We start from the raw sequence: 12,688 nt of genomic DNA on the forward strand, positions 1-12,688 counted from the left end.
GCGCTTCGCCATCCGCGAAGGCGGCCGCACCGTCGGCGCCGGCGTCGTGGCCAAGATCGTCGAGTAATCGACCTTCTTCAGCACACGCTGATCTGAACTAAGCGAAGGCCCCGGAGGAAACTCCGGGGCCTTTTGCTTGGGCGTTATGTCGGCTGGCGGCTTGACGGCGACGCTGTAAGGGCTCAGCACCGACAGACGGTGGGAGCGTACAATTTGGACTGGCGCCGCAAGATCAGAGGCAGTCACGGCGCGCGCTACGGCCTGGCGTTGCTGGCGGCCGTCCTGTCTGTGCTGCTGCGGTTCGGGCTGACGGATCTTTTCCCTCCCGGCTTTCCCTACGTGACCTTCTTCCCGGCCGTGGTGGTCTGCGCCTATTTCCTGGGGCTGGGTCCGGCGATCGTGTGCGCGGGCCTGTGCGGCGTCGCGGCCTGGTACTGGTTCATCCCGCCGTTCGGCGCCTTCGACCTGGGCATGCCGGTCGTCATGACCCTGGTCTTCTACGTCTTCGTGGTCTGGATCGACCTGTTCTTCATCCACGGCATGCGTAAGGCCCTGGACGCGCTGGAGGTCGAACGCGAGCGCTATGCGGCCCTGGCCGACAGCCGCGACCTGCTCTATCGCGAACTGCACCACCGGGTGAGCAACAACCTGCAGGTCGTCGGCGCCCTGCTGCGCCTGCAGGGGCAAGGGGTGACCGACGGCGACGCCAAGCGCGCCCTGGCCGAGGCCGGCGGCCGCATCGAGGTGATCGCCCAGATCCAGCGCGAGCTGCACAATCGCACCGGCGAGCCCGTGCCGTTCCGCGTCTTCGCCGACGCGATCCTGTCGGGCGCGGCCTCGGCCGCCGGCGCCCGCGTGCGCCTGACCCTGGAAGGCGGCGAGCAGCCCCTGCACGCCGACCAGGCCACGCCGGTCACCCTGGTCATGCTGGAAAGCTTCAACAACGCCCTGGAACACGGCTTCGGCGAGGCCGGCTCGGGCCAGGTGTTCGTGCATCTGGACCAGACCGGCGACACCCACGTCCTGACCGTCCGCGACGACGGGGCGGGGCCGCCCGAAGGCTTCGATCCGGCGACATCCAAGAGCCTGGGCCTACGCATCGTCCGCGCCATGGCCCAGCAGCTGAACGGCAAGTTCGAGATGGCGCGGGAAGGGGACTGGACGGTCTGTCGGCTGAGGTACGCGCCGAAGGTGGATTAGATGCTCCCCCGCGGCGCGGGGGAGCATCTCTGTTCCGCTACAGACGATCCACCGGCACCGCTTCGCCGGAACCCTGCGCCTCGCGCGGCGTGGTCAGGCGACCCAGCTTCGGCTTCAGCCACATCTCGATGTCGTCGATGATCTCGTAGACCACCGGCACCAGCACCAGCGACAGCACGGTCGAGGTGATCAGGCCGCCGATCACGGCCACGGCCATCGGCTGGCGGAACTCCGAACCCGTGCCGATGCCCATGGCGGTCGGCAGCATGCCGGCCATCATGGCCAGGGTGGTCATGACGATCGGGCGGGCCCGTTCGTGGCAGGCGTCGATGATCGCCTCGCGCTGGCTCATGCCGTCGCGCTCCTGCTCGATGGCGTATTCGACCAGCAGGATCGAGTTCTTGGCCGCCAGGCCCATCAGCATCAGGAAGCCGATCAGCGACGGCATCGACAGCGACTGGCCGGTGATCAGCAGGGCGAAGAACGCGCCGCCGATCGCCAGGGGCAGGGCCGAGAGGATGGTGATCGGCTTGAAGAAGCTGCGGAACAGCAGGATCAGCACGCCGAACACCAGGCCGACCGCCGAGAGCAGGGCCACCGCGAAGCCCGTGAACAGCTCGACGAAGGCCTCCTGGTCGCCGGCCGTGGCGGGGCCGACGCCGGCGGGCAGCTTCTTCATCGTGGGCAGGTTGCCGACGTCGGTCATGGCCTGACCGAGCTGCGCGCCGTTGTTGAGGTCGGCCTCGATGGTCACCTGCCGCTTGCGGGCGAAGCGGTCGATCTTGGCCGGGCCGGCCTGGAACGACAGGTCGGCCACGGTGTCGAGCCGGGTCGTGCCGCCGCTGGCCGTGGGGACGCGCAGGGCGCCCAGGGCCTCGAGGTCGCGACGGCTGTCGGCCGGCAGGCGCACGCGGATCGGAATCCGGCGCTCGCCTTGCGTCATCTTGGCGACGTTGGCGTCGATGTCGCCGACCGTGGCCACGCGGGCGATGGCGGCGATGTCGGCCGAGTTGACGCCCAGGCGGGCAGCCTCGTCGGCCTTGGGCCGGATCAGGATCTCAGGACCGCTGGGCGGCGAGGACGGACGCGGATCGGCGACGGTCGAGAGCTTCTGCATCTCCTTCTCGATCTGGGCGGCCGTGCGTTCCAGCAGCGGGCCGTCCTCGGCGATCAGGATGGTCTGGACCTCCGAGGTGCCCCAGTCGCCCAGCAGGTTGACGCGGGCGTCGGGGATGTCATGCAGGCCGTTGCGGACCGCTTGCTTGATCTCGGTGACCGTCATGTCGCGATCGCCGTTCAGGACGATGGTGACCGTGGCGTCGCGGATGTCGGCGCCGCTCTGGCCGCCCCAGCCGCTGCCGATGTTCGAGCCGACCTGGGCGAAGACGTGGGCCACTTCCGGGCGCTTGCGGAACATGGTGGTCACCGACTGGACGGTGCGCTCCATGTCGGCCGTGGTCGCGCCGGGCGGGCCCTGGACCTTGAGGTAGTAGTAGTTGTTGTTGGCCGCCGGCTGGAACGCGGTCGGCAGGAAGCCGGCCAGCATGATCGAGCCGACGAAGATCAGGCCGCCGATGATGCAGGCCAGAATCCGGTGGTCCAGCGACCAGTCCAGGACGTTGCGGTAGAAGCCCTTGAACTCCTTGCGCGGGTGTGGGTCCTTGGCGGGCTTCAGGAAATAGGCGGCCAGCAGCGGGGTCAGCAGGCGAGCCACGACCAGCGAGAACAGCACCGCCACGGCGACGGTCAGGCCGAATTCCTTGAAGAACTGGCCAGGCGTGCCGGGCATGTAGGACACCGGCACGAACACCGCGACGATGGTGAAGGTGGTGGCCACGACGGCGAGACCGATGGCGTCGGCGCCCTCGATCGCGGCCTGGAACGGACGTTGTCCGCGCGCCACGCGTTTCTCGATGTTCTCGATCTCGACCACGGCGTCGTCGACCAGGATGCCGATGACCAGGGTCAGGGCCAGCAGGGTCACGACGTTCAGCGAGAAGCCCATGATCGCCATGAAGGCGAAGGTCGGCACCAGCGATACCGGCATGGCGATGGCGGTGATCAGGGTGGCGCGCCACTCGCGCAGGAACAGGAACACCACCAGCGAGGCCAGCAGCATGCCTTCCAGCAGGGTGTGCTCGGTGGCCGCGAAGCTGGCGCGGGTCTCGTCGACGGTCGAGAAGATCTTCACGAACGACACGCCGGCCTGCTTCTGGGCCAGGCCGTCGATGGCCTTCTTGACGTTGTCCTCGACGGCGACGTCGCTCGAGTCGCGGGTCTTCATCACCTGGAAGGCGACGACGGACTTGCCGTCCAGGCGGGCGAAGCCGCGCTGCTCCTCGGCGCCCTGGCCGACCTGGGCGACGTCGGTCAGCTTCACATAGCGGCCGCCGGCGATCGGGATGGTCAGCTGGCGCAGTTGCTCGACCGTGGTCGCCGCGCCCAGCACGCGCAGGGTCTGTTCGCGACCGCCGACATTGGCGCGGCCGCCGGGGGCGTCGACGCTGAAGCTGGCCAGGGCCGTGTTCAACTGCGGCGCCGTCACGCCGAACGACGCCATGCGGTCCGGGTCGATGATGACGTTGATCTCGCGATCGACGCCGCCGACGCGGGCCACCTGGGCCACGCCCTTTTCGCCTTGGAGGGCGCGGGTGACGGTGTCGTCGATGAACCACGACAGCTCGGTCGCGCTCATGTTCGGGGCCGAGACGGCGTAGGTGATGATCGGGGCGCTGGTGATCTCCAGGCGCTGGACGATCGGCTCATCCACCTCGCGGGGGAGGACGGCGCGGGTCTGGTCGACCTTGGAGCGCACCTCGTCGGTGACCTTCTGCAGGTCCTCGCCGAGATTGAACTCGATCGTCGTGGTCGAGGCGCCCTGGACCACCGACGAGCGGATGGTCTTGACGTTGGAGATGCTGGCCACCGCGTCCTCGATCGGACGCGTGACCTGGGTCTCCATCTCGCCGGGCGCGGCGCCGCTCTGGGTGACCGTCACGGTCACGGCGGGGAACTCGACGTTCGGGAACTGCTTGATCGGCAGGGTCAGGTAGCAGCCGATGCCGGCGATCATCAGGGCGATGAACAGCACCGCGACGGGGATCGGGTTCTTGATCGCCCAGGCGGAGATCTTCAGTTCGCCGGTCTTGTGACCGGCATTGTGGGTGTCAGCCATCAGCGGGCCGCCTGCGGGTTCGGGCGCACGACGTCGCCGTCGGTGACGAAGGACGCGCCGCCTAGGACGATGCGCGTGCCGGCCGGCGGGCCCTGGACCAGCTGAGCCCAGCCGCCGCCCTTCTGGCCGACCTTCACCCCGACCATGTGGGCGCGGTTGTTGCTGTCGACGGTCATCACGAACAGGCCGTCGGCCTCGTAGCGGATCGCCGATTCCGGGATGGCGGTGACCGCCGCGCCCGAGGCGCCGAAGCTGGCGCGGCCGAAGCCGCCCGGACGCAGGTCGGGACGCACGGGCAGGCGCACGCGCACCTTGCCCAGGCGATTGGCGCTGTCGACGCGCGGGCTGACCAGGCGCACGACGCCCGAGATCGACTGGCCGCCGGGCAGGCTGACCTGCGCCGCCTGGCCTTCGCGGATGCCGGCCAGGTCGGCCTCGTTGACCTCGGCGTCCAGTTCGACCAGGCCGTCGCGGGCGATGGTGAACCACGGGGTCGTGCCGCCGCCGGCGATCTGGCCGGGCTGCACGCCGCGCGACAGCACCCGGCCGCTGACCGGCGAGGTGATGGTCATGCGCGAGACGCGGGTGCGCAGCTCCTTCAGCGCCGCCTCCTGGGCCTTGGCCTGGTAGCGGCGGGTCTCGATCTGCTCCTGGGACAGGATGCCCTGGCCGTCGAGGCCGTCGACGCGCTTGGCCTCGGCCTGGGACTGGGCGGTGACGGCGGCCTGCTGCTCGACCTGGGCCCGCAGCAGGGTGTCGTCCAGCTGGACCAGCGGCTGGCCGGCGCGGACCCAGTCGCCTTCGTCGGCATAGAGCCGCGCGACGCGGTAGCCGGTCAGCTCCGAGCCGACGGCGGCTTCCTCGCGGGAGACCAGCTGGCCCGAGGCCTCGACCCCGCCGCCCAGCGGCCGGGTCTCGACGCTGCCGATGCTGACCGTGCGCGCTTGCGAGGCGGCGGTCTTGGCGGGGGCGGCTTCCTTGTCCTTCTTGCCGCCACAGGCGGTGAGGCCCACGGCGCTGCAGACCAGGGCGGTGGCGATCAGGTAACGGGTCGTCATCGGGGCGGGTCTCATTGGGCGGAAGGCTTGCCAAGATCGGCAGGCTTGGAGGGGATGCTTTGCGGGGACCAGCCCCCGCCGAGCGCCTTGTAGGTCTGGACGGCGCGTTGCAGCGCCTGGGTCTGGGCCCCGGTCAGGGCCGTGCGGGCCCCGCGCCAGGACTGTTCGGCCTGCAGGGTCGTGGTCAGGTCGGTCAGGCCCATGGCGTAGCCCTTGCGGCTGGCCTCGTAGGCCACGGCCGCGCGACGCTCGCCGGCGGCCAGCAGGGTGACGCGGCGCTCATCGGCGTCCTGTTGCACCAGAGCGCTCTCGGTCTCGCCGAAGGCCTTTTGGACGGTCTGTTCGTAGGTCACGGCGGCCTGCTCGACCTGGGCGCCGCTGACCTTGATGTCGGACATCAGCTTGGGGATGTTCAGCACCGGGATCGACAGGTTGGCGCCCAGGGTCCAGGCCGAGCTGGTGGTCGAGACCGCCGAGCCGGCTTGCAGGAAGCTGGGATTGATCGACTTGGAGATCCCGACGCCGGGCGTCAGGGTCAGGGTCGGGAACAGGGCCAGCTCGCTGATGTTCAGATTGCCCGAGGCCGAGGCCAGTCGGGCGGCGGCCTCGCGGACGTCGGGACGGCGGGCCAGCAGTTCGGCGGGTGCGGCGGCCGGGACCGGCGGCGCCTTGATCAGGATGGGCTCGACCGGCAGGCTGGCCAGCGGATCGACGCCCTTGCCGACCAGGATCAGCAGGCTGCGGCGCGAGGCCTGCAGCTGGGCTTCCAGCTGGGCGACTTGCGCTTGCGCTTGGGCGAGGTCGGCGGCCGTGCGGTCGCCTTCGGAGGTCGGCGACAGGCCCCGGCGGCCCTTCTCGTCGGAGACCTTGAACAGGTTCTCGGCGATCGTGGCGTTGGCCTTGGCGTCTTCCAGCTGCACGGCATAGCCGCGCGCTTCGAAATAGGACTGGGCGACATTCGCGGCGAGCGCGGCGCGGGCGCCTTCGTAACTGAAGCGGGCGGCGGCCAGGTCATTGTCGACCACCCGGCGGGCGGCGCCGCGACGGCCGATCAGGTCCAGCTCCCACGAGACGTCGAAATTAGCGGAGTAGGTCTTGCTGACCCCGCCTTGGGTGAAGCCACCGGCCCCAGTCTGGTCGATGATGTGGGTGTCGGTCCGCTTGGCCGAGCCGGTCAGCGGTGTCTGCGGGATGTAGATCTGGCGGATCTGGCCTTCGCGGACGGCGCGGGCCTCCTCCAGGCGGGCGGCGGCCAGGCGGGCGTCAGGAGCCTGGGCCAGGGCCGTCGTGACCAGATCGTTCAGGACCGGATCGTTGAAGGCGGTCCACCACTGGTCCAGAGCTTGGGAAGCCAGCGGCGTGCCCGCCGGAGCCTCAAAGGCCGAGGGCAGCTTGGCGTCGACCTGACGCGCGGGCGTGGTGCAGGCCCCCAGGCTGAGGCCAGCCAAGGCCAGAAGGGCGAGGCCCGAGGTCGGAAGACGGCGCGGCGGGTGCTGAGGAGGCATCGGGCTCAAGGGTTTTCCGGGGACGCGGGGGGCGGGGTCGTCGCATTGCGGTAGACGGCGATGACCTGGTCCAGGAAGGTCTCGACGACGTCTCGTTCGGCCTGGGTCATGCGGGCGAGGGTCTCGTCCATGGCGTTGATCACCGGCGCGAACTGTTCGAAGGCGCGTTCGATCGAAGCTTCCGTGGGAACGACGAAGATCTTGCGACGGTCGTCGTCCAGGCGCTGCCGCGAGACGTGTCCCGCGCGCTCCAGGCGGTCGACGATCTGGGTGGCGGCGGCGGTCGAGACCTTGAGGCAGCCGGCCAGCTGGCTGGGCGTCAGCGGACCGTCTTTGACCAGGTGCTCCAGGGCCGCCATGTCGGTGACGTTCACGCCCAGGGCCTCGCCGATCTTCTTGCCGATCTCGCGATTCAGCATGGCGATCGCCTTCAGGCGCTGAGCGATGGGATCGCTCGGCACATGGGCGGGTCCCCAGCGTGCATCGGTCAAGGGCGGATCGCAGGTCACGGTCAGAGCGATATTATTAAGCTGCTTAGCAGTCAATCTGCTTAAGTAGTTTTGAGGGGAGGCCTTCCCGGCGCGTGCGCGGCCTGGCGTCCGGCGCGGCGACGAACTCGCGTATCGCCGTTCATCTAGGCGGGTTCGGCGGCGATGAAAGGGGCAGGGCTGCATTCTGTTCCTGGGGAGCGTGGTCCCTGGAACGACGAATGGCGAACCGGTTTTCCGACATCGCCTTGGCGAAATATTCGGTCCGGGGCTCGAAACGCGTGCCGGCGTTGCAGTTTGTTGCGACGGTTGACGCGACGGCAAAACATACCGCATCATCGAAACAGATGTTCGACATATCTTGTCTGCATCCGCCTCGGTTGCGAAACCCAGGCAGTATGCGTGGCTTTTCAAGCGTCCGGCTCCGGGGGAACCAAGGCTTGTCGGCTCCAGAAGGCGCATTACCAGGTTTCGAAAATGAACGCTCCTCGCGGCGCGCCGGCTTCGGCGTGGTCGAGGTCGCGCGCGCCAACGTCGGGAGAACACCGCCCAGCTGAACGAACTCCTGGCCCCGCGCAGACGAGCGGCCAGTCAAAAAAGCAAACCGAGGGAGGGAAATCATGAAACGAACCAGCTTCCTGCGCGGAGGCTCCTGTCTCGCGCTGGCTATCGCGATGAGCAGCGGAGCCGCGCACGCGCAGCAGAAATCCAATGAAGGCTCGACCCAGGTCGAGGAAGTCGTCGTCACGGGCTCGTTCATCCGGGGGACGCCCGAGGATGCCGCGCTGCCGGTCGACGTCGTCAGCGCCGAGGAGCTGCAGAAGCGCGGCTCGCCCTCGACCGTCGAACTCCTGAAGGCGCTGTCGATCTCGAACGGCGTGCTGGGCGACACCAACCAGTTCGACAGCCGCGCCCAGGGCTCGGAAGGCTCGGGCTCGGTCAACCTGCGCGGCCTGGGCTCGCAGCGCACCCTGGTGCTGCTGAACGGCCGCCGCCTGGCGATCAACCCGTTCGGCGCGGCCGGGGCGGGCATCGTCGACACCAACATCATCCCCGCCGCCGCCATCGGCCGGCTGGAAGTGTTGAAGGACGGCGCGGCGGCGACCTATGGCTCGGACGCCATCGCCGGCGTCGTCAACTTCATCACCAAGAAGAACTTCGAAGGCCTGGAAGCGGCCGCCGACTACCGCCACATCGACGGCTCGAAGGGCGACTACGGCGGCAGCGTCACCTGGGGCCAGACCTGGGAGAACGGCAACGTCCTGGCCAGCGTCGGCTGGCAGCATCGCTCCAAGCTCTCGGTCGCCGACCGTGACTGGGCCAACAAGTCGTACCTGAGCAACCCCGAGGCCGGCTGGTCGGCGGCGGGCAACCCCTCGACCTTCATCCCGCTGGCCAACACGACCGCCGGCATGCGCGACCCGGCCTGCGCGGGCCTGGGCGGCTTCCCCGGCTTCAGCGGCCTGACCCCGGTCTGCTACTGGCACTACACGCCGTTCGACAACCTGGTGGAAAAGTCCAACGCGGTTCAGGCCTATGCCGAGGTCAACGCCAACCTGTCGGCCAAGACCAAGTTCCACGCCGAGGTGCTGTATTCCCACACCGACGTGCCCGAGTGGAACACCTCGCCGTCCTACGCCGCCCTGGCCGTGCCGACGGCGGAGGTCGCGCCGATCGCGGCCCTGACCGGCCGCTACTTCGTGCCGGCGACCAACCCGGGCCTGGCGGCCTTCATCGCCGCCAATCCGACCGTGCAGCTGACCAACCTGGCGACGGGGGCGGTGACCACCTCGCCCGGCGCGATCTTCGGCGGCGGGGCGCTGAACGCGGCCAACCGGCCGTTCGGCATCGGCGGCAACCCGCTGTTCGGCTACGGCCCCTCGATCGGCTCGCGCTCGTTCGACGCCTTCCGCGTCTCGGGCGACCTGTCGGGTGAGTTCGAGAACGGCATCGGCTGGGACATCGCCCTGACCTATTCGCAGGAAGTGGGCATCCGCACCGGCTACGACACCCTGGTCAACCGCTTCGCTCTGGCCCTGCAAGGCCTGGGCGGTCCGACTTGCGACACCAACCCGACCACGCCAGGCATCCAGGGCACGCCGGGTGTCGGCGGCTGCATGTATTACAACCCCTTCGCCAGCGCGATCCCGTCCAACGTGATCACCGGCGTGGCCAACCCCGTCTACAATTCGGCGCTGCAGAACAACAAAGACCTGGTCGACTGGTTCTTCAAGAAGCTGTCGACCAAGCAGTCCTCGCGCCTGTTCGTCGGCGAGGCGGTGCTGAACGGCAAGACCAACATCACCTTGCCCGGCGGCGACGTCGCCTGGGCCGCCGGCGTCCAGTACCGCCGCACCTACTTCAAGGCCGACTACAACGACATCAGCAACGCCGCGATCAATCCGTGCGTGAACACCCCCGACTTCGGGGTGACCACCTGCACCGGCTCGCAGCGCAACGGCCCCTTCATGTTCCTCGGCGTCGGCAACGAGGCCGATAACCAGAGCGACGTGATGGCCGGCTTCGGCGAGCTGTCGGTGCCGATCTCCGACGACCTGCAGGCCCAGTTCGCGGCCCGCTACGAAAAGTACGGCAACGGCATCGGCTCGACCTTCAACCCCAAGGCCTCGCTGCGCTGGCAGGCCCTGCCGTGGCTGGCGTTCCGCGGCTCGGCCGGCTCGACCTTCCGCGGTCCGCCGGACCCGCAGACCACCACCACCTCGGTGACCTCGCTGCAAGGCATCCTCGGCGTGTTCCGCGCCGTCGACATCTTCGGCAATCCGAACCTGAAGCCGGAAAAGGCCAGGACCTACAACTTCGGCACGCTGTTCAACGCCGGCGAGTTCAAGGCCAGCATCGACTACTTCTACTTCGACTTCAAAAACCCGATCGTCGCCGAGCCGGTGGCGGGCATGGTCGCCTCGCTCTATCCGAACGGCGCGGCCGGGGCCAACAACTGCGCCGATCCGGCCTATGCGGGCCTGGTGTCACGCTTCACCTTCAACGGCGCCTGCGGCACCCCGACCACCAGCATCGCCCGCCTGCGCACCAACTACATCAACGGCGCGCCGGTGAAGAACGCCGGCTTCGACTTCTCGGCCGAGTACCGGTTCCGTGAGGTGGCCGGCGGCGACCTGACCTTCGGCGGCAACGCCACCTACATCCAGAAGTACAAGGTCGGCGCCACCGTCGTGGAGGGCATCACGGTCGAGAAGGCCTTCGACGCCGTGGGCCTGCTGAACTACCAGACCACGGTCGTGCCGATCCCGAAGTGGAAGGGCGATGTCTTCGCCGAGTGGAACATGGGCCCGCATAACCTGCGCCTCTCGGTCCACTACATCGGCGGCTACACCGACCAGCGCACGGCGCCGTTCGCGGCCAATGCCTATAAGGACACGACGGGCGCGGGCGTCACGGTCAGCGCCGGCAAGAAGATCGAGAAGCAGGTCCTCACCGATCTGGCCTATCGCGTCTTCCTGCCCTGGGACACGACGGCGACCCTGGCGATCACCAACCTGTTCGACAAGGACCCGTCCTACGCCCGCCTCGACCTGGGCTACGACCCCTTCACCGGCGACCCGCTGGGCCGCACCTACAAGGTGGGCCTGCGCAAGAAGTTCTAGGTCCCTCTAGGACGTGAGCAACTGCGGCGCGCTTCCGGAGGAGGAGGCGCGCCGATTTCTTTTGGGCTCAGAAGTCGGTCGCGAGCCGCGCGGCGATGTAGTCGATGAAGGCCCGCCCGGCCATGCGCGCGGCGCGGCCTTGCGGGAAATAGGCGTGGACGGGGATGTCGGCCAGCTTCCAGTCGGGCAGCAGCTCGACCAGGGCGCCGCTCTCCAGCTCCTGGCGGCAGGCCCAGGCGGTCGTCGAGGTGACGCCCAGGCCGCCGGTCACCGCGGCCACCGCACCGGCGGTGTCGTTGGTCGAGATCGACGGCTTCACCTCGGCGACGACGGTTCGCGTCCCGCGCTGGAATTTCCAGGACGAGGCCTGGGCGGCCGCCGGTCCGCCGACGATGCGATGTCGGCCAAGATCGGCCGGGTCCTCCGGCGCGCCGTGCCGAGCCAGATAGTCGGGCGAGGCGACCAGCACCCGACGGATCGTCCCGATCCGACGGGCCGTGCCCGACGCGTCCGGCATGGCCCCGACCCGGATGCCGACATCGACCGCATCGCGCACCATGTCCTGCCAGCGGTCGTCCAAAACGAGGTCGATGCGCAGGTCGGGATGCTGCTCGGCGAAGGTTGAAAGGCGCGGGATGACCACGCGGATGCCCATGGTCGATGGCATGGCCACGCGCAGCAGGCCGCGCAGTTCGCCGGTCTCCCGGATGCTGTTCTCGGCGTCCTCCAGCGCGGCGAGGATGGGCTCGATCCGGGCCAGGAACTCCAGGCCCGCCTCGGTCGGAACCACCGCGCGGGTCGTTCGCGACAGCAGCCGCGCGCCCAGGCCCGCCTCCAGCTCGGCGACCATCCGCGAGACCTGCGACTGCGCCAAGCCGTGCTCGCGCGCTGCCGCCGAGAAGCTGCCCAGCCGCGCCACGCGGGCGTAGAGGCGCAATGTTTGGATATCTTTCATGCTGGATCAGCATAGCTGATAACCAGATATGCCGGCTACTGGCATGGGGCGATCTCGCCCATCTTCATCGCATCGGCGGTTCGAATCCGCCTTCCTAAGAACGATGGAGGCCGTGATGGACTTTCTGGAAACCCTCGCCGGGCGCAACGCCGACTACGCCGAGCACGACTTCGCCGCTGGCCTCAAAATGCTGCCGTCGCGGAAGACGATGATCATCGGCTGCGTCGACCCGCGCGTCGATCCGATGGACATTCTGAAGCTGGAAGCCGGCGAGGCCGCCGTGATCCGTAACATCGGCGGCCGCATCAATCCGGCGGTGTTCGAGACCATGGCGATCCTGGGCGTGGTCTCGCGCGCGGCCGGCCAGCCGGCGGGCGCGGGCTGGAACCTGATCGTCCTGCACCACACCGACTGCGGCATCGTCGGGTGCCATCATCACGCGCCGGGCCTGCTGGCCAAGTACATGTGCGTGGCGGAGGATCAGCTGGAGACCCTGGCCATAGCCGATCCCTATCGGGCGGTGGCCATCGACGTTGCGGCGCTGAAGGGCAATCCGAACCTGCCGGGCGGCTTTACGGTGACGGGCATGGTCTATGACGTCGCCACGGGACGGATCGAGACGGTCGTGCCGCCCGCGCTTCTGCGGCCTTCCTTGTGAGCGGACCTGCGATCGGGCTACCAATC

Annotated in this window: 8 protein-coding genes and 1 pseudogene; 4 read left to right on the forward strand and 5 right to left on the reverse strand. The window is 68.6% G+C overall.

Going from position 1 to position 12,688, the window contains the following annotated elements; all coding sequences use genetic code 11:
• On the forward strand, nucleotides 1-67 hold a 67-nt coding region (locus AC07NI_RS15215; RefSeq protein WP_143104203.1), incomplete at its 5' end, for an EF-Tu C-terminal domain-related protein.
• A gap of 146 nt (nucleotides 68-213) precedes the next feature.
• Complete coding sequence (locus AC07NI_RS15220) at nucleotides 214-1,200, forward strand: sensor histidine kinase (RefSeq protein ID WP_494620574.1); 987 nt, start codon at nucleotides 214-216, stop codon at nucleotides 1,198-1,200.
• Nucleotides 1,201-1,237: 37 nt separating this feature from the next.
• On the opposite strand, the gene AC07NI_RS15225 is transcribed toward AC07NI_RS15220, so the two are convergent.
• Genes AC07NI_RS15225 through AC07NI_RS15240 form a run of 4 tightly spaced genes read right to left on the reverse strand, consistent with a single transcriptional unit; the run spans nucleotide 1,238 to nucleotide 7,429 of the window.
• Nucleotides 1,238-4,375 carry an efflux RND transporter permease subunit gene (locus AC07NI_RS15225; protein WP_494620576.1) on the reverse strand — a complete coding sequence of 1,046 codons (3,138 nt, stop codon included), beginning with the start codon at nucleotides 4,373-4,375 and terminating at the stop codon, nucleotides 1,238-1,240.
• Complete coding sequence (locus AC07NI_RS15230) at nucleotides 4,375-5,448, reverse strand: efflux RND transporter periplasmic adaptor subunit (protein WP_494620578.1); 1,074 nt, start codon at nucleotides 5,446-5,448, stop codon at nucleotides 4,375-4,377. The genes AC07NI_RS15225 and AC07NI_RS15230 overlap by 1 nt, the downstream gene beginning before the upstream one ends.
• Nucleotides 5,445-6,938, reverse strand: a complete 1,494-nt coding sequence (locus tag AC07NI_RS15235) for an efflux transporter outer membrane subunit (RefSeq protein WP_494622230.1) — start codon at nucleotides 6,936-6,938, stop codon at nucleotides 5,445-5,447. The genes AC07NI_RS15230 and AC07NI_RS15235 overlap by 4 nt, the downstream gene beginning before the upstream one ends.
• Before the next feature lie 5 nt (nucleotides 6,939-6,943).
• Nucleotides 6,944-7,429 (reverse strand): MarR family winged helix-turn-helix transcriptional regulator, encoded by a 486-nt coding sequence (locus tag AC07NI_RS15240; RefSeq protein WP_494620580.1) that lies wholly within the window; start codon nucleotides 7,427-7,429, stop codon nucleotides 6,944-6,946.
• A gap of 255 nt (nucleotides 7,430-7,684) precedes the next feature.
• Here AC07NI_RS15240 and AC07NI_RS15245 point away from each other — a divergent pair.
• Nucleotides 7,685-11,049: pseudogene (locus AC07NI_RS15245) on the forward strand (TonB-dependent receptor).
• A gap of 67 nt (nucleotides 11,050-11,116) precedes the next feature.
• Here AC07NI_RS15245 and AC07NI_RS15250 read toward each other — a convergent pair.
• Nucleotides 11,117-12,004 carry a LysR family transcriptional regulator gene (locus AC07NI_RS15250; RefSeq protein ID WP_494620583.1) on the reverse strand — a complete coding sequence of 296 codons (888 nt, stop codon included), beginning with the start codon at nucleotides 12,002-12,004 and terminating at the stop codon, nucleotides 11,117-11,119.
• Nucleotides 12,005-12,119: 115 nt separating this feature from the next.
• Here AC07NI_RS15250 and AC07NI_RS15255 point away from each other — a divergent pair, with 115 nt between their 5' ends.
• Complete coding sequence (locus AC07NI_RS15255) at nucleotides 12,120-12,662, forward strand: carbonic anhydrase (protein ID WP_494620586.1); 543 nt, start codon at nucleotides 12,120-12,122, stop codon at nucleotides 12,660-12,662.
• Nucleotides 12,663-12,688: the final 26 nt, after the last annotated feature.

It is taken from the genome of Caulobacter sp. GW821-FHT10E02 (genome assembly GCF_059415225.1).